Raw genomic sequence first — 23,631 nt, 5'->3', positions numbered from 1 at the left:
CGCGCCATAGCCTATCCAAATCGATCAGAAAAATCCTCTGACCTTACCTTGCATTAATTACATCAGGTTAAAGGAGTAATTACCTGCGATGCGTTTATCGAGAGTGGCTTTCTCCCTAGAGTCACCGCAACAAAACCCGCGAGGCGCCATTGATGCAAACCCTACTGGACACGTCTCTGAGTTCTTTTGCCCGGACCGACCTTTTGCAAGGCCCGACGCCAATCCAGCGCGCTGAACGCATTGAACAGCAGTTGGGTTTGAAGGCCCGAGGCATCGGCCTGTTCGTCAAACGCGATGACCACATGCTGATTGGCGGTGGCGGCAACAAGCTGCGCAAACTCGAATTTCATCTCGGTGCAGCGCTGGCAGCAGGGGTCGACACGGTCTTCACCATCGGCGGCCTTCAATCCAATCATGCGCGCCTGACCGCCGCGGCATGCGCCCGCCTCGGCATCGCCTGCGAACTGATCCTCACCCGTTCAGTGCCCAAAACAGAAGTGGACTACGAACTTAACGGCAACATCCTGCTCGACCAATTATTCGGCGCCACCCTCCGCGTGCTTGCCGGCGGCAGCAATTCACTCGCCGAAGCCGAGAATCGTGCCGAACACCTTCGGGGTTCCGGACGCAAGGTGCTGGTGATTCCTACGGGTGGTTCGACACCACTGGGCAGCCTTGGCTATGCGCGCTGCGCGGCGGAGATCGCGCAACAGCAAACCGAACTCGGCCTGGCCTTCAACCAGGTCGTGGTGCCGAACGGCAGCGCCGGCACCCACGCCGGGCTCGCGGCCGGGTTTGAGCTACTGGATCGAAGTGCCTCGCTGGTGAAGTCCTACTCGGTTTTATCAGACAGAGAAACTTCGGCGGCCCGAACCCTGCAACTGACTCAGGAAATACTGGCATTGCTGGGCAGCAGCGCCACTGTTCAGGCTTCAGATATTGTCATCGACGGCAGTCAGTTGGGCGATGGCTACGGCCTCCCGACGCCGGCCATGCGCGAGGCGGTGCACTTGATGGCTCGCGCAGAAGGCCTGTTGCTCGACCCGGTGTATTCCGGCAAAGCGTTTGCCGGGCTAGTGGCCGATCTCCGGGACGGGCGCTTCCAGCGTGGGGACAATGTGCTGTTTGTGATGACGGGTGGTGCGCCGGGGTTGTATGCGTATAGGGAGGCGTTTCAGGGGTGAGTGGCAGCATCACTCAAGGACACACAGTAGGAAGCCTCCATCTGAAATAACGACCAAAATTTCAGATCAGTCCTACAGCTATCAAAAGCTCATTGAGATAGCGTCCGCATCGCTTTTAAAGGATGAAACAAGGACGCTTATGGCTCGCGAAACAGAGAAACCAACGATTCAAAATCCACCGTCGGGCGACGGACTCCCTGCCTGCAACTGGCATCGCCCTCCGAAAACAACCCAGGGGTCCCAGTATTATTTTTGGATCAGTGGGTTTCTAAAAGGTGATCAGGAGGGTGACTTCCTGAAGTACGAACTGACCGTTCCGCGTGAGTCTGAAGTCACGATACTGGGAGTACTGGGCTGGAAAAACCTTGATCAAAGCGAGGACGGGGACTGTTTTCTAACCGCCGGACAAGTCCAACAAATCGCAATTGCGCTCAATGAGCAGCTACCGACTGAACTGGATCTGTTCATAGGGTTGCGGGGGTAGGGTTTCCTGAAGTGCATTATTCGCAGGTTTGAAGGTGGCTGCGCAACAGGACGGTGAGGCGTTCCGCCCCCCCGCCTCAATCATCCCGCGTCAGCACTTCCAGCAGCTCAATCTCGAAAATCAAATTCGAGTTCGGCGTGATCTTGCCCATCGTCCGTTCGCCATAGGCCAGATGCGCCGGCACCAGCAGTTTGCGCTTGCCGCCCACCTGCATGCCCATGATCCCTTGGTCGCAAGTTTTGCATATGTAGGTTGGTACTGATCTACAGCGAAGAGCGCCATTTGTAACAACAGCCGGAGCTTCAGACCCGTCCTACATCTTTCAAATACCCTTTGATATAGCGTCCGCATCGCTTTCAAAAAATGAAACAAGGACGCTCATGGCCCGCAAAACAGACATACCCAGGGTTCAAAACCCACCGTCAGGCGACGGGCACCACAACACCAGCCGCTACATGACCGCCTCCGAACTGGCAGAACGCGACGCGAGGCAAAAAACATATGAAGACATGTTGGCCCGACAACAGGCATATGAAAACCGTTTCATAAGGCAACCTCAGCAACATGACCAGCCCAGCTCCAAGGGTTGCGTATTCGCCAAAAGTTGCAACCTCCCCGACGGCGTAATCAACCACGACAATCCAACCGGGTTTGTCCCGGTCGAGAAATTGGCGGACTACGGAAAGTTCTCGCTTTTAGATGGCAGCGAAAGGGATGAAGCAAGAAACATACCTCTAAAAAAAATCAGTGGTAGCGCATTACCTCGCTCATTCGGAACACTGATTTTGGGTGGTGTAGGAGCTGCTGGCTCCGGGGCGGCTGCAAGCGGTGCGGGGGTAGTGACGGCTGGTGTTGTTGCTGGCGCTTTGGCGGGAGTCGTTGCGTTGCTCTGGCCATCGACGCTCGGGGACAGTTCTCTGTATTCGGAAGAACAGCTCAAATCACTCAAAGAAGGTCGCACCCGAGTTCGCCTGCATATAGAACAACAGGCCAACGGCACCTTGAAGGCATACGGATACAACACTCAAAAGCGCAGCGACTGGGAAATGATTCCTGTCGTGCAGTTCGTAGCTCAAGGCTCTCAGCAAGTGGCTGACTTTGGTAACGGGGTAACGCTGATATGGACACCAGCCGTAGATCCGTCGAGCACTTCGGGAATACCGCCGCTAGAAGGAGCTCCACAAGCTCCGCAAATCTGGATTTATCCGCCTACACCAGCGGCTGACAGCATCATTGTTAACCCGATCTACCCGCCTGAGTACAAGGACTTCATCCTTGTTTTTCCGGCTGATTCCGGCATCAAGCCTCTTTACATTGTCTTTTCCCTGCGATTCGATGCTGCCAGATACCATGGAAAGACGGATACACCAGTTAAAAGTAAGGGTCCCGAGAATGGCCAGGATGCTTTGGATAATTCAGTACAGGTAAAACCTACATCGGAACGCAGGATTGGTATTGATCCCAAAACGAACGAGTTTGTCGTCTTTGATCATACGGGAGGGGACGATTACCACGGACATGTCAGAGCATGGAATAAACTCCATCAAGATATGAAAAATGTATTGATCAAGGCAAAAAAAGCCGACACCAAGGGAAACATCCTGGGAGCTAAACAGTGAGTCTTATCTACCACGATCCGTCGATTAGCCATGACGAAGCAGTCAGTCTCGTTGATAGCGGCTTAGAAAGGAACATTGTCACCGCGCTGATTTCCATCGGATTAAATGAGCAAGACAGTGCCTGGGCTCAGACCATTTGCCTGAAACATCTCGAGAGTGGCACTCAGTCGGTGGCTGCGGCAGCAATCACCGCACTCGGCCATGTAGCCCGCAGATTCGGTGAGCTTGAAATGCAAGCCGTGATGCCCGCCCTTGATTCCGTAAAAGGAAAATTCCCTGCACTTGAAGCCACAGTTGCTGACACGCTCGACGATATTGAAATGTTCACCTGACTCGCTAAATCAAAACCAGAAATCACCCTCCCAACACATAAAAACCCCACCATTTCTTCTAACAGAGATGGCGGGGTTCGCCATTTCAGCCCACACCCAACAAATCAATCATCCCGCGTCAGCACTTCCAGCAGTTCAATCTCGAAAACCAAATTCGAATTCGGCGTGATCGCCCCCATCGAACGCTCGCCATAGCCTAGATGCGCCGGCACCAACAGCTTGCGCTTGCCGCCCACCTGCATGCCCATGATCCCTTGGTCCCAGCCCTTGATAACCCGACCCGTGCCGATCACGCACTGGAAAGGTTTGCCACGGCTGTAGGAAGAGTCGAATTCAGTGCCGTCTTCCAGCCAGCCACGGTATTGGGTGGTGATCAGCGCGCCTTTGACAGCGGCTTTGCCGTCGCCTGGCTGGAGGTCGATGATTTGCAGTTCTTCATTCATGACGATGTTTCATCTGTTGGCGGAATTCGAGGGGCGTGGTTTTCCCAGAAAATCACCCGGCTGGCAACTACTCAGGCGCCTTAATCTCGGTGAGACAACATTTCCACGACTTTCTTGTCTTCCTTCTGCTTCGCCTCGACCGCGAAGTACTGACCTGAGACATGCTGATGATCTCCAGCAGGTGGATGATCACGAAGCTGAGGGCGTGCCAATCAAGTCTAGCGCTGGCTGCAAAGAAAGCGACTGTAACCCGGTGACAGGGTGAACTAACATAAACACCTAATCCTCCTCGGTTTAACACCCCAATGATGGCGATCCCTGAATGAATCCGCTCTGGACCAGCGCAGCCATCGGCTCAGTCCTGCTTGCCCTGCTCATCGCGATGATCCATCGGGAACGTTCGCTGAAAAAGCAATTGGCCGAATGCCGGACGCTGATCGCCAGCCTGTCCCAGGGCCCTTCGGTGCGCCAGGATGGCGATGTCGAACGCTTCAAGCGCAGCCAATATTTCGCCCGCATTGGCACCTGGGACTGGGACGTCGACACCGAAAAACTTTACTGGTCGGATGCGATCTACGGCATGTTCGGCTTCAAGATCGGCGAAGTGACGCCCTCCTACGCCCTGTTTTGTTCCTGCGTACACCCGGAGGACCGGGCCAGCGTGCGTGCCGGGGAGTTGCGCTGCCTGGAAACCGGCGAAAACCATGACGAAGAATACCGCGTGGTCTGGCCCGACGGCAGCATTCACTGGCTGCGAGAAACCGGCAATGTGGTCAAGAACGACCACGACGCCACCATCAAAATGATGGGTGTAGTGCGCGACATCACCGAGGAAAAAGCCTCCGCCAGTTACCTGCAACACCTGGCTCACTACGACCCATTGACTGGCCTGCCCAATCGCCTGGTGCTCGAAGAACGCTTGTCCGAAGCGCTGGAACAAGCACGCATCAGCGCCACCCGGATTGCGCTGGTGTTTGTCGACCTCAATGGTTTCAAGGCGATCAACGACCACTACGGTCATGCCGCCGGCGACCGCGTCCTGATCACCACCGCCACACGTTTGAAGACGATCTTGCGCTCAACCGACACCGTCGCCCGCATTGGCGGTGACGAGTTCGTGGTCATCCTTCAAGGCTTGTCCAAAAACATCTGCCTGCAGGAAGAAGCCCGCACTATCTCTCAGAAAATCTTCGTCGAACTGTCACCACCGATCACCATCGGCAACGATCAGCGTCACATCGGCACCAGCCTGGGCGTCGCGGTGTTTCCGGACCATGCACAGAGCATGGACCGGTTGATTCATATTGCGGACCTGGCGATGTATGAAGCCAAGCGCAGTGGCAATAATCAATATCGGTTGGGCGGCGAAAGCGCCGTGCAGGCTCGTCTCTGACTGTTTCGATGATTCTGTCCCGCACTGTACCGGGAGTTGCGCCCCGGGTCGGCGTAGGCTGCGTAAAAACACCCGGGATCAACCGCCATGCACATCGCCATTCTGACTTTCGACGGTTTCAACGAACTCGACTCCCTGATTGCTTACGGCATGCTCAGCCGGGTTTCGCTGCTGGGCGACAAGGACTGGCACGTGAGCATTGCCTCGCCGACATCGCGGGTCACGTCGATGAATGGTTTGACCATCGACGCGCACATTGATCTGGCCGAGGCCTGTCAGGCGGATGCGGTGCTGGTCGGYAGTGGCAGGAAGACCCGGGAAGTGGCCGAGGATTCGACGATCATGGACCAACTGCGCTTCGACCCAAGCCGCCAGCTACTGGCTGCGCAGTGTTCTGGCACTTTTCTGTTGGCAAAACTCGGGCTGCTTGGCGACGCCCCCGCGTGCACCGATTCCATCAGCAAACCGTGGGTGCAGGCGGCCGGGGTCAATGTGGTCAATCAGGCGTTTTATGCCAATGGCAATGTCGCCACGGCGGGGGGTTGTTTGTCGGCGCAGTACCTTGTCGCGTGGTTGCTGGCACGTTTGAAGGGCACTGAAACGGCGCACGAGGTACTGCACTATTTCGCGCCCGTGGGTGAGAAAGAAGGCTACGTGGCGCAAGCGTTTACTCACATCGAGGCCCATCTGTAGCGGCACCGCCCGCAAGTGCATTGATCCGTTTGGCGCATCAATGCATGCCAACAATGCACTTATCATATCGATCTTCCTGCTCCACTATCCGCCCCAATAAGAACCGTGCTCCGCGTCCAGGCGGGCACGTCATAAAAGCGGTGGAGTACACGTCAATGACAACATCAATCCCGACCGGGCGCTCCCGCGCCAGTGCGATTTTCCGGGTCACCTCGGGCAACTTCCTCGAACAGTTCGACTTCTTCCTTTTCGGCTTTTACGCCACACAGATCGCTGCGGTGTTCTTCCCCGCCAGCAGCGAGTTCGCGTCCTTGATGATGACCTTCGCCGTGTTTGGTGCAGGCTTTCTGATGCGCCCACTGGGAGCCGTCGTACTGGGTGCGTACATCGATGACGTGGGCCGGCGCAAAGGGTTGATTGTCACACTGTCGATCATGGCGAGCGGCACGATTCTGATTGTGTTGGTGCCCGGCTACGAAACCATCGGGTTATTCGCACCTGCCATCGTGCTGATTGGCCGATTGCTTCAAGGCTTCTCGGCCGGAGCGGAAATGGGTGGTGTGTCGGTGTACCTCTCCGAGATCGCCACCCCCGGCAACAAGGGCTTTTTCACCAGTTGGCAGTCTGGCAGCCAGCAGGTAGCAATCATCGTTGCGGCGGCGCTGGGCTATGGGCTCAACCAATGGATGGCGCCCGCGATGATCGCCGACTGGGGCTGGCGGATTCCGTTTTTCGTCGGCTGCATGATCGTGCCGTTCATTTTTTTCCTTCGGCGCAACCTGGAAGAAACCGAGGAATTCGCTGCGCGCAAACACCGGCCAAGCATGGCTGATGTGTTCCGTACCCTGGCACAGAACTGGGTCATCGTGTTCGCCGGGATGATGATGGTCGCGCTGACCACCACTGCGTTCTACCTGATCACGGTCTATGCACCGACCTTTGGCAAAACCGTGCTGCACCTCAGCACATCCGATGCATTGTTGGTGACCTTGCTGGTGGGTGTCTCGAATTTCATCTGGCTGCCGATCGGGGGCGCGTTGTCCGACCGTATAGGCCGGCGTCCGGTATTGATTGCCATGGCTCTGCTGACCCTTGCCACCGCGTATCCGGCGCTGACCTATCTGGTGAACGCACCGAGCTTCATGCACATGTTGCTGGTGCTGTTATGGCTGTCGTTCATTTACGGCTTGTACAACGGCGCAATGATCCCCGCGCTCACCGAAATCATGCCGAGTGAGGTTCGAGTTGCCGGCTTCTCTCTGGCTTACAGCCTGGCAACAGCAGTGTTTGGTGGTTTCACGCCGGCGATGTCGACGTTTCTGATTCAGTACACCGGCGACAAGGCCGCGCCGGGTTACTGGATGAGTTTCGCCGCACTCTGCGCCTTGGGCGCAACGCTGTATCTGTATCGCCGTTCGACCGGTCGCCTGCAACCGGCGGCGTCTTGATCCTGCCCTTTTCGAGAACATGGACATGAACAAACTATTGAAATTTGCAACCCTGACGCTGGCTGCCAGCCTTGGCCTGAGTAATATCGCGCAGGCCGAAGATATCCGCGTGATGACCTCCGGTGGTTTCACTGCTGCGTACAAAATCCTCGGCCCGAAATTCGCCGAGTCTACCGGTAATACCCTGGACACCGCTCTCGGCCCTTCCATGGGCAAAGCCCCGGAAGCGATCCCGAATCGTCTGGCCAGAGGTGAGAAAGCCGACGTGGTGATAATGGTCGGTTACGCCCTGGATGAACTGATCAAACAGGGCAAAGTCGACCCGGCTTCTCGGGTTGAACTGGCGGACTCGCGAATTGGGCTGGTGGTACGCGAAGGTGCTCCCAAGCCAGACATCAGCTCCGTCGACGGTCTGAAAAAGACCCTGCTCGATGCCCGCTCGGTTGCTTATTCCGACAGTGCCAGCGGCGTGTACATCGAAGATCAACTGTTCAAGCGACTGGGCATCGAAGACCAGCTCAAACCCAAGTCGAAGATGATCCCGAAAATCCCGGTGGGTTCGGTCGTTGCCAGTGGCGACTATCAATTGGGTTTTCAGCAGGTCAGCGAATTGCTGCCAGTGCCGGGGGTGAGTTTTGTGGCGAAGATTCCGGAGTCAGTGCAGTCGGTGACCCGATTCGCCGCCGGTATTGCGGTGGGTGCGCAACACCCTGCGCAAGCCAAGGCCTTGCTTGAGTACCTGGCCTCCTCAGCCGCTCAGTCGGATGTAAAGTCTACAGGGCTGGATTCGGTCAGCCGCTGATCGCAGGTGACTGCACTTTCATTTCCACCACCAGCCGCTCCAGTTCCAATGCTGCCGGGGTCAATGTACGACCCCGGCGCTTGATCAGACCGACGCTGCGCATCACTTGCGGTTCGATCAATGGCACCCGGGTCAGGATCGGATGATCTGCCGCTGGCATCGCCATCAACGGCACCGCCGCGATACCCAATCCCGCTTCCACCAGGCCAATCATTGTCGTCACATGCCGCGTTTCGCAGATGCTCGGCCGCTGCGGCACGATGCCGGTCAGTGCCTGATCCAGCAAGAAGCGGTTGCCCGAGGTTTTGTCCAGCGAGATGTAATCCTGCTGATAGAACTCGTCCCAGGTCACGCTGCTGCGCCCGGCCAGCGGGTGATCGCGCCGACAAGCCACCACGTAGCCCTCCTTCACCAGCGGTTCGAACTCGACTTCGGCCTCCAGCGTGCCCATGAAACTCAGGCCGAAATCCGCCTCACCGTTGACCACTGCACTCAGCACCTCGTGCGCGCTGGAATCCAGCACTTTGACTTTGATCCGTGGGAATTGCCGGTGGTAATGGGCGATTACCCGCGGCATGAAGTAGTAAGCCGCCGACGGCACGCAGGCAACCGTGACATGGCCGAGCCGGGTCGAGGCCACTTCGCTGATGCCCAGCAACGCCACGTCCAGGTCATCCAGTAACCGCTCGACACTGGGCATGAAACCGCGTCCCGCCTGGGTCAGGCTGACCTTGCGCGTGGTGCGCTCGAACAGTCTCACACCCAGGGCATCTTCAAGTTTTTCGATCCGACGACTCAGTGCTGGCTGGGAGATACGCACCGTATCGGCGGCCTTGCGAAAACTGCCCTGCTCAACCACCGCGCGAAAAGCCTGGAGATCGTTCAGGTCAAAATTGATGGCCATCGGTGTGTACTCGTGAACAAACAGATTGATCAGCTTATCCTATGAATGTCACTAATTGATGCAAAATGTAACCGCACCTTCAACATCAGCGCGCTTCAACGGTGTAGACGCTAACCCCGTTTATGTTCATAGCTGACGCCTCTCGCCTCAGCCTTTATCCTTGCCCCCCCGCCGTACCGTTGTTGGAGTCAGTCATGCCCCATGAAGGCAACCTTTTACAAGCCGCTGTCGTGTTTCTGTTCGCGGCGGTGCTCGTCGTTCCCCTGGCCAAACGCATGCAGTTGGGTGCCGTGTTGGGTTATCTGTTTGCCGGCGTCCTCATCGGGCCGTCGGTGCTGGGGCTGATTGGCAACCCGCAAAGCGTCAGTCATATCTCTGAACTGGGCGTGGTGTTGCTGCTGTTCATCATTGGCCTTGAGCTGTCGCCGCGGCGCTTGTGGGTGATGCGCAAATCGGTGTTTGGCGTGGGCCTGGCACAGGTGCTGCTGACCGGTTCGGTCATCGGCGTAGTCGCCTTGTTCGTGTTCGGCCAACCGCTGAACAGCGCCATCGTGCTCGGTCTGGGCCTGGCCTTGTCGTCGACAGCCTTTGGCCTGCAAAGCCTCGCCGAGCGCAAGGAACTGACCAGCCCTCACGGTCGCCTGGCGTTTGCGATTCTGCTGTTTCAGGACATCGCCGCGATCCCGCTGATTGCTATGGTGCCGTTGCTGGCCGGCGGTGATCACACTTCCACTGCTGCGCAAGACCTGAATCACGGCTTACGCGTGCTAGGCAGCATTGCCGTGGTAGTGATCGGTGGACGTTACCTGCTGCGACCGGTGTTTCGCGTGGTCGCCAAAACCAGTCTGCCGGAAGTGTCCACCGCGACCGCGCTGTTGGTGGTGATCGGCACGGCGTGGTTGATGGACCTGGTCGGCGTGTCCATGGCGCTCGGTGCGTTCCTCGCCGGGCTGCTGCTGGCTGACTCCGAGTACCGTCATGAACTGGAAGCGCAGATCGAGCCGTTCAAAGGCCTGTTGCTGGGGCTGTTCTTTATGAGCGTCGGCATGGGCGCCAACCTGAGCCTGTTGCTCAACGCACCGATTGCAGTACTCGGGCTGACCCTGCTGCTGATCGCAATCAAATTGCCGCTGCTGTTTGTGGTCGGGCGATTGGCTGGTGGGCTGGGCAAGGTCAGTGCGATCCGCTTGGGCATCGTGCTGGCGGCCGGCGGTGAGTTCGCGTTTGTGGTGTTCAAGATCGGCCGCGACCAGGGCTTGTTCGAACCGCACCTGTACGACTTGCTGGTGCTGACGATCACCTTGTCCATGGCGGTGACGCCGCTGTTGTTGCTGCTGTGCGCACGTCTGTATTCGCCGAAGGTGCAACCGGTCGTGGTGCCCGAGAAATTCCGCCACATCGACACCGATACGCCGCGCGTGGTGATTGCCGGCATGGGCCGGATGGGGCAGATCGTCGCGCGGATTCTGCGGGCGCAGAACATCAAGTTCGTGGCGCTCGATACCTCGGTTGAAACCATCGAACTGTCCCGCAGTTTCGGCGGCGTGCCGGTGTTCTATGGTGACCCGATGCGCCCGGAAATCCTCAGCGCGGCCAAGGTCGAGCAGGCGGAATATTTCATCATCGCCACCGATGACCCAGACACCAATATCAAGACCGCCGAGGTCGTGCACCGGCTGTATCCGCACATCAAAATCATCGCCCGTGCACGTAACCGTCAGCATGTGCACCGGTTGGTGGACCTTGGCGCCGAGGCCATCCGCGAAACCTACTATTCGAGCCTTGAGATGAGCCGGCGCACGTTGGTTGGCCTGGGTCTGACCCAGGCCCAGGCCGATGCGCGGATCAAGCGCTTCCAGCATCACGACGAACAGGTGCTGGAAGCACAGCATGCGGTTTATGACGATGCAGCGAAGGTGTTGCAGACGGCGCAGGAAGCGCGGGCAGAGTTGGCGAAACTGTTTGAGTCGGATCAGTTGGAGGAGCAGGAGGCGAGCAAGGTTTAAGCGGTGTGGCGACTGTGATGACGCCATCGCGAGCAAGCCATGCTTCCACAGTGTGACAGTGTGCCCCTGTGGGAGCATGGCTTGCCCGCGATGAACGATGACGCGGTGCAATGCCAGGCGCCTCCCAAGAATCAGTTGGAAAATACGTACTCGCCCTTGACCCTTTTCGAGCCGACGAAGCCCAGGTCCGGGAACAGCAGCACTTTTACCCAAGCGACAAAACACACGATGCCCAACGTGATCACAAAACCGGCCACGGTCATCACCGGGTCTTCCTCATATCCCTTGAACATCCGCGAGATCTGGCTGACGGTCAGAATCAAGTAAAGGGTGTAGGCCCGTGCCGAGTTCTTGTAGAACCCCCAGGCAAACGCCAGCGGCACCAGCACCGCAAACAGAGTAAAAAACACCACGGCACCAGGGCCGATCGTCGAGCCCAGGTAAAATCCGCTGACGGCACCTAGCAAGGTTTGAACGCACATCAGTGCGAGCAAAATATTGACCTTGAGTGCGTGTTTTTCCCGTAGCGCCGGATCCGCTCGGGCGCCAATCCAGTAAGCCAGTACCCGGTCCTTGACCGCCCCACCGGAAAACGCCTTGAACGTTTCGGTTTTGGAGCGCCCGGCTTCGAGCATTGCCGCCAGTTGCCGCTTGATTTCCTTTTTGTCCAACTCACTACTCCCCTTTCAAAGACAACCCAATTCAAGAACCGTGGCGGGCATCTTCGCTTTATTGGAGGCCACAAAGCAAAACGCCGCTTCCACCAGAGGCAGAAGCGGCAGAGGCATGTGCCTCAAGGGATCAATGCATGAACAAGGCGATCAGGATGATGATCGGGATGGGCACGCCGAGGAAGAACAGCAGTAATGAGCGCATGATGATTCTCCTGGGTTAACGAACAGGTTGCAGCGAAGCGGTGGTGAGGTAGGCGTCGGTTTCGACGTACACCACAGCGTCCCGGCGGCGACCGCCGAAGGTCGCGGCGAGGCTGGCGAAAAAAGCGCCGATCAGCAGTGCGATGAACATCCACAACGAGGTCCAGGCGGCGACTTTCGCGGCCGTGTCGGCGGCTTGCTGTGCGGCCAGTTTGGCGTCGGCAACGGCTTTTTGCGTACGGGCGTAGACGTCATCGACACGGCGTTCAGCGTCTGCCTGAGTCAGGTTGGTCCGCTGTGCAACAAGTTGCGCCAGGTAAGTCCGATCTTCGGCGGTCAAGCCGTTGTTACTCAGGCTGCGCATGAAGATGCGCGTGACCGTGCCACGCACGGCGTCATCGCTGACGGCGGCCGGGCGATCGTCACGAAACAGGCTGTCGACGAAGTAACCGTACTGATCGCTGTCGGTATTACCGGCCGCAGTGCTCGCCGCTTGAGTGGCCGCACTGGCCGCCCCGCCGACCACGCTCGCCCCGGCTTGCACACCGCCACTGACGATGCTGCTGACCGAGCCGACCACCAGGGTCGCCGTCACCAGCGTCGCCACGCACCAGGCGAGAAAGCCATGGGCGGTATCACGGAAATACACCTCGTCACCGTGCAGGTTCGCCCACTTGATCCGCAGGCGACCGGCAATGTAGCCACCGAGCCCGGAAGCGACGATTTGCGTCGCCGCCAGCCACACGATGGTTGATATGCCCAGGCTCTTGGCGCTCACGCCTTCATTGGCCCACGGCGATACCGCGGAAAAACCCAGGCCGACACCGAGCAGCAAAAGGATCAACGACAACGCCGCGGCTGCCGCGGCCCCGGCGAAAATCGCGCCCCAGGACACCCCCGACAGCGTGCTTGTTTCTTCTGCGATGGGATAGAAACCTTCAGAGGATCTATTCATTGTTGTATCGCTCCAGGCAGGAAAGATGGTGTTACAACTCTTCGAATGAGTAATTGCAGTCACCGTGCCAGTCGCGACAATTAAATAAATCTTTGTATTTCAATAATCTATAAAGATTGAACTTCCCTTTTCCATGCATTTTGCAAGGAACACGTCATCCCGACGGGTTTTATGCACTGCAGATGAGTTACTTGCGCTTGTAGCTTTTATTACCGCTAGGCGTCAGGCAATACACCCCGCCTCTGGGCCCGGTGCAGAACGAACCAGTGCCGCAGGCGCAGCCATCGTCGCTCTGGATCAGCGTTTGCGGACGGGCCTGGCTTTGGCCGCCATACATCGCCGAGCAGCTTTTCTTAGAACCGCTGATGGAGCCGTCATTGCACAAAAACAGATCGCCATCGCAGCGGGCAATACCGCCTTTCTTTCCCGAACAAGGTGTATTGCCCGCCCAGGCAGACAGGCTGGTGAGGCACAACAGCAATACAATCAGCATCCCACTACGGCGAATCAACGAGTGCACAACGCAGCTTCCTGTTTAAGTTGTGGCCGTATGATATCAATGTTCCGCAGTGGCCCCTGGTGCAACATGAAAGTTAATTTATTAAGTCACGCGTAATTCTGGGCAAAATGTTCCCCACTCCGTATTGAACCGATTATCAGGCCAGCCTTATGACCCGCATCTTGACCATCGAAGACGACGCCGTGACCGCCCGGGAAATTGTCGCCGAACTGAGCAGCCACGGCCTCGATGTCGATTGGGTCGACAACGGTCGTGAAGGCCTGGAGCGTGCCGTCAGTGGCGATTACGACTTGATCACCCTCGACCGCATGCTGCCGGAGCTCGATGGCCTGGCGATTGTCACCACGTTGCGGACCATGGGCGTGGCCACGCCAATCCTGATGATCAGCGCCCTCTCCGACGTCGATGAGCGCGTGCGTGGTTTGCGCGCCGGCGGTGACGATTACCTGACCAAACCGTTCGCCACCGATGAAATGGCCGCCCGGGTCGAAGTGCTGCTGCGCCGTCAGAACACCGTGACCGCCCAGGCCACCACCTTGCGAGTGGCCGACCTGGAACTCAACCTGATCAGCCACGAAGCCAGCCGCGCCGGCCTGCTGCTGACACTGCTACCGACCGAGTACAAGTTGCTCGAATTCCTGATGCGCAACACCGGGCAGATCCTGTCGCGCATGATGATTTTCGAAGAAGTCTGGGGCTACCACTTCGACCCCGGCACCAACCTGATCGACGTGCACATCGGCCGTCTGCGCAAGAAAATCGACCCGCAAGGCCAGGTCCCACTGATTCGGACCGTGCGAGGCTCGGGTTATGTCATTGCCGAACCCGTCTAAAGGCTGGCGTTCCTCCAGCAGCCGTTTGCTGGCGCTCTACAGCTCGCTGTTCGTGATCTGGAGCGCGATCCTCATGGGTGTCATGTATTACGAGGTGTCCGCTTACCTGGACAATCTGGCCAAACACTCGCTGATGCAACGTCAGCATCTGTTTTCACGCTTTCAGGGCGAACAGCTGGTGGACGCCCTCGCCGTCAGCATGACCTTCGACATACGTGGCATCGACGCCTATGGCCTGTTCGACCACCAGCATCGCTACCTCAGTGGTGCGCTGCACCATATCCCCGAAGACTTGCCGCTGGACGGCAAGATCCACATGCTCAGCGACTGCGCAGAGTCCGACGACCCGACCCTGCCCGCCGACAGTTGCGACGCCGTGGCGACCCAGACGCGTGACGGTCGCTGGCTGATTCTGGTGCGCGACAACGGTTCGTTGTTCGCTGTGACCCGGATCATCCTTCACGCGTTGTTCTGGGGTGTCACGCTGACCATTCTTCCGGGCATCGTCGGTTGGCAGGTGTTGCGCCGCCGACCGCTGCGGCGTATCCGCGCGATCCAGGCCAGCGCCGAAGCCATCGTTGCCGGCGATTTGACCCGGCGCCTGCCATTGTCCAATCGTCGTGACGAATTGGACATGCTCGCTGCCATCGTCAACGCCATGCTCGAACGCATCGAGCGCTTGATGCACGAGGTCAAGGGTGTTTGCGACAACATCGCCCACGACCTGCGCACCCCGCTGACACGCCTGCGGGCCCAGTTGTACCGGATTCAACAGCAGGCTGAAGACGGCTCGACGCTGGCCGTGCAACTGGATTCCGTACTCGGTGAAGCCGACACCCTGATGGCGCGTTTTCGTGGGTTGCTGCGGATCTCCGAGCTGGAGGATCGCCAGCGTCGGTCGGGGTTCGTGCAACTCGATCCCGTGCCGTTGCTGCAAGAGCTGCACGACTTTTACCTGCCACTGGCGGAAGAAGGCGAACTGGTGTTCACACTGCAATTGCCGGCGACATTGCCCGCACTGACTGGCGATCGCGCACTGTTGTTCGAAGCCGTGGCGAACCTGTTGAGCAACTCGATCAAATTCACACCTCCGGGTGGCGAGGTGATTTTGCGTGGGGTCAGCGAGGGCGGGTTTACGCGAATCGAAGTGCTCGATTCAGGGCCAGGGATTCCCGAGGCCGAGCGGGAGGCGGTGTTCCAGCGCTTCTATCGTGCTGAAGGCGGAAATCAGAAAAGCGGGTTTGGGTTGGGGTTGTCGATCGTCGCGGCGATTGCCAGCCTGCATGGCTTTGCGCTTGCAGTGGGTAACAGCGAACTCGGTGGCGCGCGGTTGGCGCTCGATTGCAAAAGCTCTGCACTGACACAACCGTTGTAGCAGCTCTGTAGCAGCTGCCGAGCCTGCGTTCGCTTGTAGCAGCTGTCGAGCCTGCGAGGCTGCGTCCGCTTGTAGCAGCTGCCGAGCCTGCGAGGCTGCGTCCGGCTGCGAAGCAGTCGTAAACCCTGCACACGCGGTCTATCTGAAACACCGCGTCATCTGATTCCACGACTGCTTCGCAGCCGAACGCAGCCTCGCAGGCTCGGCAGCTGCTACAAGGTTAAGTCGTACTTCTAAGCGGAATAGTTGGCCCGCAAAGCGTCCAGTCCACCCTGATTAATCCCGGTAAACAACGCCACGACTTCTTCCTCACTCCCCCCACCGGCTCAAACCAAGCCGACCACGTCACCCGCGCCCCCTGCCCCTGCGCTTCAACGTTGATCGTCGCCAAATACTTCGTGGAAATGCTCTCTCAATCACTGGTTTTCAAATCGCCAGGCTATCGACGACACCTCCGTCGACCCGCAGCGCCGCGCCGGTGGTTGCCGAGGACAGTGGCGAAGCGATGTAGGCCACCAGGTTGGCGACTTCCTCGACATCTGCCACGCGCTGGATGATTGAGGTCGGCCGGGCCTTGCGCACAAACGCATCGGCTTCTTCGCGAACGCTGCGGCCGGAGGCGGCGGTGGCGTCCTTGAGCATCTGTTCCAGGCCATCGGTCAACGTCGGGCCGGGCAGGATCGCATTGACCGTGACGCCAGTGCCGGCCAGCCGTTTGGCCAGGCCATGAGACACTGCCAGGTTGGCGCTTTTGGTCACGCCATAATTGAGCATGTCGGCGGGGATCGCGATGCCGGATTCCGAGGACAGGAAAATCACCCGGCCCCAACCCTGCTTGACCATGTCTGGCACGTAATGCCGGGACAGGCGCACGCCAGAGATCACGTTGACCTCATAAAACCGCGTCCACTCGCTGTCTGGCGTGTCGAAGAAATCGACGTCGTTGAAGATCCCGAGATTGTTCACCAGGATGTCCGCGCGCGGTTCGGCAGCGAACAACACCTCGGCGCCTTCGGCGGTGCCCAGGTCGGCGGTGAGGCCACGCAACTGAGCCCCTGGCACACTCTGACGAATGCTCGCCAGCGCCTGCTCGACCTTGGCCGTCTCGCGGCCGATCACTACCACCGTGGCGCCGGACTCGGCCAGTGCCTTGCTGATGCCCAGGCCAATGCCGGCGGTGCTGCCGCTGACAATCGCGAGTTTTCCAGTCAGATCAATTTTCATGCTCAAACTCCTGTGATTGGCAATGGCGCGCGGTCGGCCACCCGTTTGGCCTCGCGCACCACCGGCCAAAATGCCCGAACTGTAAGGACCACCGACCACGATCTCGACGTTCTGTGCCAACGCGACGTCCATAAGACATTGAAGGCACGATCATGGCCCAGAAGAGTGTAGCGACCCGCCAGCAGGAAGCCGTCGGGTTGGGCATCGGTCAGATCAAGGGTCAGTTCGCAAGAGCCAAGGGCGGCTTAAGGCGAGAGGATCGTTCCCACGCTCTGCGTGGGAATGCCTAAAGGGGCGCTCCGCGTTCCAGCTTTAAAATGGGACGCGGAGCGTCCCGGGCTGCATTCCCACGCAGAGCGTGGGAACGATCTGTGCGTTAAGCGTTTTGCGGGTCGACGTTATCCAGCATCCAGTTCACCGCCAGTTCACCCAGCATGACGGAGTGTTGAATGCCCAACAGGGTGTGACGCTGCGGGCCGCTTAACTGCCCCGCGAAATCGCTCAACATGACGCTCGCGGACGCCAACGTCTCGCAGGCGTTCACCAGCAACGTTTCGTTATCGGTGTCGGGGCCGACGAAGTAGATCGTGCTGGGTTTGCGTGGCGTGTCTTTGGGGATGACGGGTTTGAGGTAGTAATCGAGGGCGCGGTCGGCGGCGGTATTGAGTTTTTTGGAATCGGTGGATTCGTAGGGGGAAACGTCGTCGGTGAYGGTTTCGGGTGGGTTGGGTGTGATCTTGAACACAGTGAAACTCCTTGATTGGCGGAGCCGCCACCGTTCGCGGTCAAACGATAAGGTGGCAGCTGTACGCGGGTTGACCGACCGGAAATCAAGGAATCCGGCACACCCGAAGGTGTCCCGCGCACAGCCACCGCAAAAAGCCTGACACTTTTCTTGGACACTGATACGCCTTGATCGAATCGGACGGTCAAATCCGGTCGCTGAATTGGCAGCGACCCGCAAACAGTAAAGTCCCGGCCCAAGGCGCACAAGCCGGCGGATTCTGGCGCAGTCGTAGGTAACGGCGCAAGGATGTGTAGCCTCGCAGAGTGTCTGGAGATGTGTGTTAAACATCGCTGTTTAATGGCTCTTCCAGGTTTGATGCTTTACTGAACAAACCCTCAAATCCCTGCGAGCCTCTCCATGAACCGCAACGACTTGCGCCGCGTGGACATGAACCTGTTGGTGATTTTCGAAACGCTGATGTTCGAGAAAAACCTGACCCGCGCCGCGGAGAAACTGTTCCTCGGCCAACCCGCCGTCAGCGCCTCGCTGGCCAAGTTGCGCGATCTGTTCGACGACCCGTTGCTGGTGCGCATCGGCCGTTCCCTGGAACCCACCCCACGGGCGCTGGCGATTCTCAAGGAGTTACAGCCGGCAATGGACACCATTTCCGGCGCGGTCAGCCGCGCCAAGGATTTCGACCCGTCCACCAGCCGTGATGTGTTCCGCATCGGCTTATCCGACGACGCTGAGTTCGGTCTGTTTCCGCCGCTGCTCAAGCAAATTCGCGAAGAGGCGCAGAACGTTGTGGTGGTGGTGCGACGCGTGAATTTTCTGCTGATGTCGTCGATGCTCGCCAGCGGCGAGATTTCTGTCGGGATCAGTTACACCACGGAGTTGCCGGCCAACGCCAAGCGCAAAAAGTTGCGCGACCTGAGCGTGAAGATCCTGCGCGGCGATGACCGCCCGGGCCCGCTGACGCTGGATGAATTCTGCGAGCGCCCCCATGCATTGGTGTCGTTTTCCGGGGATTTGAGTGGGGCCATCGACAACGACCTGGCGCGTATCGGACGTTCACGGCGGGTCGTGCTGGCGGTGCCGCAATTCGCCGGTTTGCGCTCGTTGCTGGCCGGCACCGATATGCTCGCCTCGGTGCCGGATTATGCCGCGTGTGCATTGATCGAAGGCAGCAGCCAGTTGCGGGCCGATGACCCGCCGTTCGACATCGTGCTGTCCGAGCTGTCCATGGTCTGGAACGGCGTCAACGATAACGATCCGGCAGAACGCTGGTTGCGCTCGAAAATTGCACAGCACATGTCGGCTCCACTGCCGGGGTATGCAGCGACTTGAAAGCGGTTGGCTGGGCCTCGCGCAGGTACACCGGCAAGTCCGTGACCGGCGGCATGGCCGGTATCTCGAAGTACATCTGGATCACCCAGCCACGGTGATAGCTGGCGTGGTTGACCACGTGCATCAGCATCGCGCCGGCGCTCATGGTGCCGCTTTCGCCCGATACAAACGTAAATTCGAAGGGTTTATCCAGCGATGCGTCGGTCTGGCGTTCGCTCCAATCGCAGTACCAGTGATCGATCTCCCGTTGCGCCCTGCGCAGCTCGGCAAGGTCGGCATGCAACAGATCGTGTGAGGTTTTGAAACCGTGGCCTCGGCCTTCGAGGTGAGCCTGCCAGATGCAGTCCACGACGTAGATGTGGTTCAGGGTGCCGATCATGTTTTTGAATACCGACACTCGCTCTTTGCTGACCTCGCCCGCCGGCAATGCCGCCAGGCTGTCAAAGAGGCGCTGGTCGGCCCAGTTTTTGTAATCGGCAAGCATGCGGGCCGTGCGTACGTTGATCATCAGAGGTCTCCCATGGTGATGGGCGCACTGCAAAGCATAGCCCTGATGGCGGGCCGCATCACAAACGCTGATAACCGGCGCCTGCGCCACACGACTTCTGTAGCAACTGGCGAAGCCTGCGTCGGCCGGTCCGCGCTCGGGCGCAGTGGTCGCCAACTCACACACTGGGTTCCATCAGACAAATCGCACGTGCAGGATTTACGACTGCTGCGCAGCCGGACGCAGCCTCGCAGGCTCGGCAGCTGCTACACAATTGTGTAAGCAGTTAGATAAAGACAACTCACTGTCATTTAGCTGAACCACTAATTAAGTTTGTCGCTATTTCCACTCAATGCACTATTAATCGGGCATTTAAGGTTGACGTATCCAACGTCCCTGAGTAAATTGCCCGGGCCTTCGACGAAGGCCTTTTTTCAACTCACAAAAGAATCCAATGGACACAGTATCTAGTCGCTGTCGGGTTACTGCAAAACTGCAGAATCTGGCACACAACCCAGAAAATGACGGGGCTCGACTTTTCGGTCGGGTGAGCTGCGCTAGAGCTTGATGCTCCACCGTAACTTGCCTCACCGGCGTCAGTCCGGTCCAGAGGCATGTTATGAACTTCAACACCACTGTAATGCCCGGCGTACGCGCCTTTGCTTTGACCATGCGGGTCAAGCCCTGCCGTGAGCGCACCACCGCAAACCGCGCCATTGCGCCCTATTGCGCACCTTCTTCCCAAGCCAAGGCACACCCGCGTGCCAACTGGCGCGTCTGCCCGATGACCGGTCGGCTCGTGCAGCGCTGGAGCCTGGACGACAACCAGGAACCACCGAGTCGGCGCTACGTGCGCCGCTCCCCCCGGCTGAATCCGAGCCTCGGGGCCCGCTCCGCCCATTGATTTGAAGGCACTTTAAAGTCCTTCTTCTAACGGTTTTCTTATGATGAAAACCGGCAGCTTCTTATTGCCTTTTAAAACTTTAGTTAATCGGAGTTAGTTATGGACGAAGCCAGTAGACGGTTCGCTGCCTATCACTTCCCTATTGATAGCCAGCGAACGTTAAAACAAAAAAACAACACTTCTGACATCGATCGCTTGTTTGCGGCTCGACATACGTTCGCTCGCCTCTAGTTCGGCGAGTTGGCTGTGTGTCGTGCCGCAAGACAGCGGCAGGAGCACACGCAATGACCACAGTAAAAACTCCGAAGACCCGCACCCAAGGTGCCAGCAACGACAACGCAAAGCTGTCGATGCGCGCTGCACGAGAAGCCCAGAACGGCCTGGCCGTAACCCTCGCCAACCTCAACGCAACCACTGACGGCCTGACCGAGTTGGAAGCCGAAGGGCGGCTGGCACGCGGGGGCTACAACGAAGTGGCCCACGACAAGCCGCCCCACGCCCTCGTCCAACTGCTCAAAGCCCTGAACAATCCCTTCATCTATGTATTGCTGACCCTGGCCGGCATCAGTTTTTTCACCGACTACTGGCTGCCAATCAGCCAGGGTGAAAGCGACGAAGCCGACCTGACCAAGGTCATTATCATCATGACCATGGTCACCTTGAGCAGCCTGTTGCGCTTCTGGCAGGAATACCGCTCCGCTAAATCCGCCGAAACCCTGAAAGCCATGGTACGCACCACCGCGACTGTGCTGCGGCGCGGGCAACGCGGCAGCCGTGCGACGCTGCGCGAAGTGCCGATGCGCGAGTTGGTGGCCGGCGACATTGTGCAACTCAGCGCCGGTGACATGATCCCGGCGGACATCCGCCTGATCGAATCACGCGACCTGTTCATCAGCCAGGCCGTGCTCACCGGTGAAGCCTTGCCGGTGGAGAAATACGACACGCTGGGCAACGTCGCGCAGAAATGCGCGACCGGCAACGCTGCCGATCAGTCGAACCTGCTGGACCTGCCGAACATCTGCTTCATGGGCACTAACGTGGTCAGCGGCACCGCCAAAGCCGTGGTGGTCGCGACCGGTTCGCGCACCTATTTCGGCTCGCTGGCCAAAGCCATTGTCGGTTCACGGGTACAAACGGCGTTCGACCGAGGGGTGAGCAGCGTCAGCTGGCTGCTGATCCGCTTCATGCTGGTGATGGTGCCGATCGTGTTCCTGCTCAACGGTTTTTCCAAGGGCGACTGGAGCGACGCGTTGCTGTTTGCATTGGCCGTCGCGGTCGGCCTGACCCCGGAAATGCTGCCGATGATTGTCAGCGCCAACCTGGCCAAAGGCGCCATGGCCATGGCCAAGCGCAAGGTGGTGGTCAAGCGCCTCAACGCGATCCAGAACCTCGGTTCAATGGACGTGCTGTGCACGGACAAGACCGGCACCCTGACCCAGGACAAGATCATCCTTGAGCACCACGTCGACAGCCACGGCCGGCGCGACGATGCGATCCTGGAACTGGCGTGGCTCAACAGCCATCACCAGAGCGGTCTGAAAAACCTGATGGACCAGGCGGTGGTGCAGTTCGCCAACGGCAACCCGAAGTTCCGTGTGCCATTCGCCTACAGCAAGGTCGATGAGTTGCCGTTCGACTTCGTCCGCCGGCGCCTGTCGATCGTCGTCAAGGACAGCCACGACGATCATTTGATGGTGTGCAAGGGTGCGGTCGAGGAGATGCTGAGCATTTCCAGCCACCTGCATGAAAACGGCGCGGTGGTCGCACTCGACGAACAACGTCGCAAAGACCTGTTGAGCCTGGCCAACGAATACAACGAGGACGGTTTCCGCGTATTGCTGGTCGCCACCCGCGAGATTCCCAAGGCGCAGAGCAAAAACCAGTACACCACTCAGGACGAACATGGCCTGGTGATTCGCGGCTTCCTGACCTTCCTCGATCCACCGAAGGAAACCGCTGGTCCGGCGATTGCGGCACTGCGGGACATGGGCGTGACCGTCAAGGTGCTGACCGGCGACAACGCCGTGGTGACGTGCAAGATCTGCCGCGAAGTCGGTCTGGAGCCTGGCACACCGCTGCTCGGTCACGACATCGAGACCATGGACGACACCACCCTCAAGTTGCGCGTCGAAGAACGCACGGTGTTTGCCAAGTTGACGCCGCTGCAAAAGTCGCGGGTGCTCAAGGCGCTGCAATCGAACGGTCACACCGTGGGCTTCCTCGGCGACGGCATCAACGATGCCCCTGCCCTGCGTGATGCCGATGTCGGTATTTCGGTGGACAGCGGCACTGACATCGCCAAGGAATCGGCCGACATCATTCTGTTGGAAAAGAGCCTGATGGTGCTCGAAGAAGGCGTGCTCAAAGGCCGCGAAACCTTCGGCAACATCATGAAGTACCTTAACATGACCGCCAGTTCCAACTTCGGCAACGTGTTCTCGGTACTGGTGGCCAGTGCGTTCATTCCGTTCTTGCCGATGCTGTCGATTCATCTGCTGCTGCAAAACCTCATGTACGACATCTCTCAGTTGGCGCTGCCGTGGGACAAGATGGACAAGGAGTTCCTGAGCAAACCACGCAAGTGGGACGCGAAGAACATCGGCCGTTTCATGCTGTGGATCGGACCGACCTCGTCGGTGTTCGACATCACCACGTTTGCGCTGATGTGGTACGTGTTCGCCGCCAATAGCGTGGAGATGCAGGGCCTGTTCCAGTCCGGCTGGTTCATCGAAGGGCTGCTGTCCCAGACGCTGGTGGTGCACATGTTGCGCACGCAGAAGATTCCGTTCTTCCAGAGCACGGCCGCATTGCCGGTGATCCTGATGACCGGACTGGTGATGGTGCTGGGCATCTACATTCCGTTTTCGCCACTGGGCACGCTGGTCGGTTTGCAGCCGTTGCCATGGGCGTACTTCCCTTGGCTGGTGGGCACCTTGCTCAGCTACTGCGTCTTCGCGCAGGTCATGAAAACGATCTACATCCGCCGCTTCAAGCAGTGGTTCTGATCGCCTGAACACCCAGTAGTGAGAGGCCTTTCCCACAGGGATTGAACAGCACAATCCCTGTGGGAGCGGGC

Annotated in this window: 22 protein-coding genes and 3 pseudogenes; 14 read left to right on the top strand and 11 right to left on the bottom strand. The window is 58.5% G+C overall.

Annotation, left to right across the window (positions count from 1 at the left end; translation table 11 throughout):
* Nucleotides 1-152: 152 nt before the first annotated feature.
* Together AC1D2P_RS05990 and AC1D2P_RS05985 are read left to right on the top strand one after the other, a co-directional pair.
* Nucleotides 153-1,184 carry a D-cysteine desulfhydrase family protein gene (locus tag AC1D2P_RS05990; RefSeq protein WP_223525171.1) on the top strand — a complete coding sequence of 344 codons (1,032 nt, stop codon included), beginning with the start codon at nucleotides 153-155 and terminating at the stop codon, nucleotides 1,182-1,184.
* A 139-nt stretch (nucleotides 1,185-1,323) separates the two neighbouring features.
* Nucleotides 1,324-1,668 (top strand): pyocin S6 family toxin immunity protein, encoded by a 345-nt coding sequence (locus AC1D2P_RS05985; RefSeq protein WP_477758105.1) that lies wholly within the window; start codon nucleotides 1,324-1,326, stop codon nucleotides 1,666-1,668.
* Nucleotides 1,669-1,744: 76 nt separating this feature from the next.
* Here AC1D2P_RS05985 and AC1D2P_RS05980 read toward each other — a convergent pair.
* Nucleotides 1,745-1,909, bottom strand: a pseudogene (locus tag AC1D2P_RS05980) (FKBP-type peptidyl-prolyl cis-trans isomerase); the annotation flags it as partial.
* 139 nt (nucleotides 1,910-2,048) lie between these two features.
* On the opposite strand from AC1D2P_RS05980, the gene AC1D2P_RS05975 reads away from it, so the two are divergent.
* Together AC1D2P_RS05975 and AC1D2P_RS05970 are read left to right on the top strand one after the other, a co-directional pair.
* A complete protein-coding gene (locus AC1D2P_RS05975; protein WP_477758104.1) occupies nucleotides 2,049-3,287 on the top strand; it encodes an S-type pyocin domain-containing protein in 1,239 nt (412 codons plus the stop codon).
* Nucleotides 3,284-3,619, top strand: coding sequence for a hypothetical protein (locus AC1D2P_RS05970; RefSeq protein ID WP_109786159.1), 336 nt, complete (start codon nucleotides 3,284-3,286; stop codon nucleotides 3,617-3,619). Before AC1D2P_RS05975 ends, AC1D2P_RS05970 begins: the two co-directional genes overlap by 4 nt.
* A gap of 104 nt (nucleotides 3,620-3,723) precedes the next feature.
* On the opposite strand, the gene AC1D2P_RS05965 is transcribed toward AC1D2P_RS05970, so the two are convergent.
* A complete protein-coding gene (locus tag AC1D2P_RS05965; RefSeq protein WP_109786160.1) occupies nucleotides 3,724-4,062 on the bottom strand; it encodes an FKBP-type peptidyl-prolyl cis-trans isomerase in 339 nt (112 codons plus the stop codon).
* Nucleotides 4,063-4,384: 322 nt separating this feature from the next.
* Between AC1D2P_RS05965 and AC1D2P_RS05960 the strand changes: the two genes are divergently transcribed.
* The 4 genes from AC1D2P_RS05960 to AC1D2P_RS05945 all read left to right on the top strand — a co-directional run bounded on the left by AC1D2P_RS05960 (nucleotide 4,385) and on the right by AC1D2P_RS05945 (nucleotide 8,398).
* The gene (locus AC1D2P_RS05960) at nucleotides 4,385-5,455 is read left to right on the top strand and encodes a sensor domain-containing diguanylate cyclase (protein ID WP_046031450.1); all 1,071 of its coding nucleotides are present in this window, start codon (nucleotides 4,385-4,387) and stop codon (nucleotides 5,453-5,455) included.
* Nucleotides 5,456-5,542: 87 nt separating this feature from the next.
* Nucleotides 5,543-6,148 (top strand): DJ-1/PfpI family protein, encoded by a 606-nt coding sequence (locus AC1D2P_RS05955; RefSeq protein ID WP_109786163.1) that lies wholly within the window; start codon nucleotides 5,543-5,545, stop codon nucleotides 6,146-6,148.
* Between the two features lie 155 nt (nucleotides 6,149-6,303).
* Nucleotides 6,304-7,596 (top strand): MFS transporter, encoded by a 1,293-nt coding sequence (gene tcuC / locus AC1D2P_RS05950; RefSeq protein WP_223525165.1) that lies wholly within the window; start codon nucleotides 6,304-6,306, stop codon nucleotides 7,594-7,596.
* 25 nt (nucleotides 7,597-7,621) lie between these two features.
* Nucleotides 7,622-8,398: a substrate-binding domain-containing protein gene (locus AC1D2P_RS05945; protein ID WP_477758103.1), complete on the top strand. Its 777-nt coding sequence runs from the start codon at nucleotides 7,622-7,624 to the stop codon at nucleotides 8,396-8,398.
* On the opposite strand, the gene AC1D2P_RS05940 is transcribed toward AC1D2P_RS05945, so the two are convergent.
* Nucleotides 8,388-9,302, bottom strand: coding sequence for a LysR family transcriptional regulator (locus AC1D2P_RS05940; RefSeq protein WP_046031454.1), 915 nt, complete (start codon nucleotides 9,300-9,302; stop codon nucleotides 8,388-8,390). The two genes, AC1D2P_RS05945 and AC1D2P_RS05940, sit on opposite strands and share 11 nt — an antisense overlap.
* 194 nt (nucleotides 9,303-9,496) lie before the next feature.
* Between AC1D2P_RS05940 and AC1D2P_RS05935 the strand changes: the two genes are divergently transcribed.
* Entirely contained in the window at nucleotides 9,497-11,308 is a 1,812-nt protein-coding gene (locus AC1D2P_RS05935) for a monovalent cation:proton antiporter-2 (CPA2) family protein (RefSeq protein WP_109786166.1), read from the top strand.
* A gap of 131 nt (nucleotides 11,309-11,439) precedes the next feature.
* On the opposite strand, the gene AC1D2P_RS05930 is transcribed toward AC1D2P_RS05935, so the two are convergent.
* The 3 genes from AC1D2P_RS05930 to AC1D2P_RS05920 all read right to left on the bottom strand — a co-directional run bounded on the left by AC1D2P_RS05930 (nucleotide 11,440) and on the right by AC1D2P_RS05920 (nucleotide 13,631).
* Complete coding sequence (locus AC1D2P_RS05930; RefSeq protein ID WP_223525161.1) at nucleotides 11,440-11,979, bottom strand: hypothetical protein; 540 nt, start codon at nucleotides 11,977-11,979, stop codon at nucleotides 11,440-11,442.
* Nucleotides 11,980-12,199: 220 nt separating this feature from the next.
* Nucleotides 12,200-13,138: a hypothetical protein gene (locus AC1D2P_RS05925; protein ID WP_109786168.1), complete on the bottom strand. Its 939-nt coding sequence runs from the start codon at nucleotides 13,136-13,138 to the stop codon at nucleotides 12,200-12,202.
* A 187-nt stretch (nucleotides 13,139-13,325) separates the two neighbouring features.
* On the bottom strand, nucleotides 13,326-13,631 hold the full coding sequence (locus tag AC1D2P_RS05920; RefSeq protein WP_109786255.1) for a YdcA family protein: 306 nt from the start codon (nucleotides 13,629-13,631) through the stop codon (nucleotides 13,326-13,328).
* A gap of 176 nt (nucleotides 13,632-13,807) precedes the next feature.
* On the opposite strand from AC1D2P_RS05920, the gene AC1D2P_RS05915 reads away from it, so the two are divergent.
* On the top strand, nucleotides 13,808-14,491 hold the full coding sequence (locus AC1D2P_RS05915) for a response regulator transcription factor (protein WP_046031458.1): 684 nt from the start codon (nucleotides 13,808-13,810) through the stop codon (nucleotides 14,489-14,491).
* Entirely contained in the window at nucleotides 14,469-15,866 is a 1,398-nt protein-coding gene (locus AC1D2P_RS05910) for a sensor histidine kinase (RefSeq protein WP_109786169.1), read from the top strand. Before AC1D2P_RS05915 ends, AC1D2P_RS05910 begins: the two co-directional genes overlap by 23 nt.
* A gap of 233 nt (nucleotides 15,867-16,099) precedes the next feature.
* Here the strand turns inward: AC1D2P_RS05910 and AC1D2P_RS05905 are convergent.
* The 4 genes and pseudogenes from AC1D2P_RS05905 to AC1D2P_RS05890 all read right to left on the bottom strand — a co-directional run.
* Nucleotides 16,100-16,269: pseudogene (locus AC1D2P_RS05905) on the bottom strand (SRPBCC family protein); the annotation flags it as partial.
* Nucleotides 16,270-16,292: 23 nt separating this feature from the next.
* Entirely contained in the window at nucleotides 16,293-17,090 is a 798-nt protein-coding gene (locus AC1D2P_RS05900; RefSeq protein ID WP_046031813.1) for an SDR family NAD(P)-dependent oxidoreductase, read from the bottom strand.
* A gap of 50 nt (nucleotides 17,091-17,140) precedes the next feature.
* Nucleotides 17,141-17,320, bottom strand: a pseudogene (locus AC1D2P_RS05895) (aldo/keto reductase); the annotation flags it as partial.
* A 146-nt stretch (nucleotides 17,321-17,466) separates the two neighbouring features.
* Complete coding sequence (locus tag AC1D2P_RS05890; RefSeq protein WP_477811343.1) at nucleotides 17,467-17,835, bottom strand: DUF6124 family protein; 369 nt, start codon at nucleotides 17,833-17,835, stop codon at nucleotides 17,467-17,469.
* Between the two features lie 399 nt (nucleotides 17,836-18,234).
* Between AC1D2P_RS05890 and AC1D2P_RS05885 the strand changes: the two genes are divergently transcribed.
* Nucleotides 18,235-19,164, top strand: a complete 930-nt coding sequence (locus AC1D2P_RS05885; protein WP_477758102.1) for a LysR substrate-binding domain-containing protein — start codon at nucleotides 18,235-18,237, stop codon at nucleotides 19,162-19,164.
* On the opposite strand, the gene AC1D2P_RS05880 is transcribed toward AC1D2P_RS05885, so the two are convergent.
* Nucleotides 19,076-19,672 (bottom strand): DinB family protein, encoded by a 597-nt coding sequence (locus AC1D2P_RS05880; protein WP_477758101.1) that lies wholly within the window; start codon nucleotides 19,670-19,672, stop codon nucleotides 19,076-19,078. The genes AC1D2P_RS05885 and AC1D2P_RS05880 overlap by 89 nt on opposite strands.
* A gap of 598 nt (nucleotides 19,673-20,270) precedes the next feature.
* Here AC1D2P_RS05880 and AC1D2P_RS05875 point away from each other — a divergent pair.
* Both AC1D2P_RS05875 and mgtA read left to right on the top strand, forming a co-directional pair.
* Complete coding sequence (locus AC1D2P_RS05875; RefSeq protein ID WP_109786173.1) at nucleotides 20,271-20,555, top strand: hypothetical protein; 285 nt, start codon at nucleotides 20,271-20,273, stop codon at nucleotides 20,553-20,555.
* Nucleotides 20,556-20,839: 284 nt separating this feature from the next.
* The gene (gene mgtA, locus AC1D2P_RS05870) at nucleotides 20,840-23,560 is read left to right on the top strand and encodes a magnesium-translocating P-type ATPase (protein ID WP_109786174.1); all 2,721 of its coding nucleotides are present in this window, start codon (nucleotides 20,840-20,842) and stop codon (nucleotides 23,558-23,560) included.
* Nucleotides 23,561-23,631: the final 71 nt, after the last annotated feature.

It is taken from the genome of Pseudomonas sp. P1_F1_2, from assembly GCF_056405815.1.
Note: the sequence above shows the minus strand (reverse complement) of the source record. Positions and strands in the feature narration are given on the sequence as shown.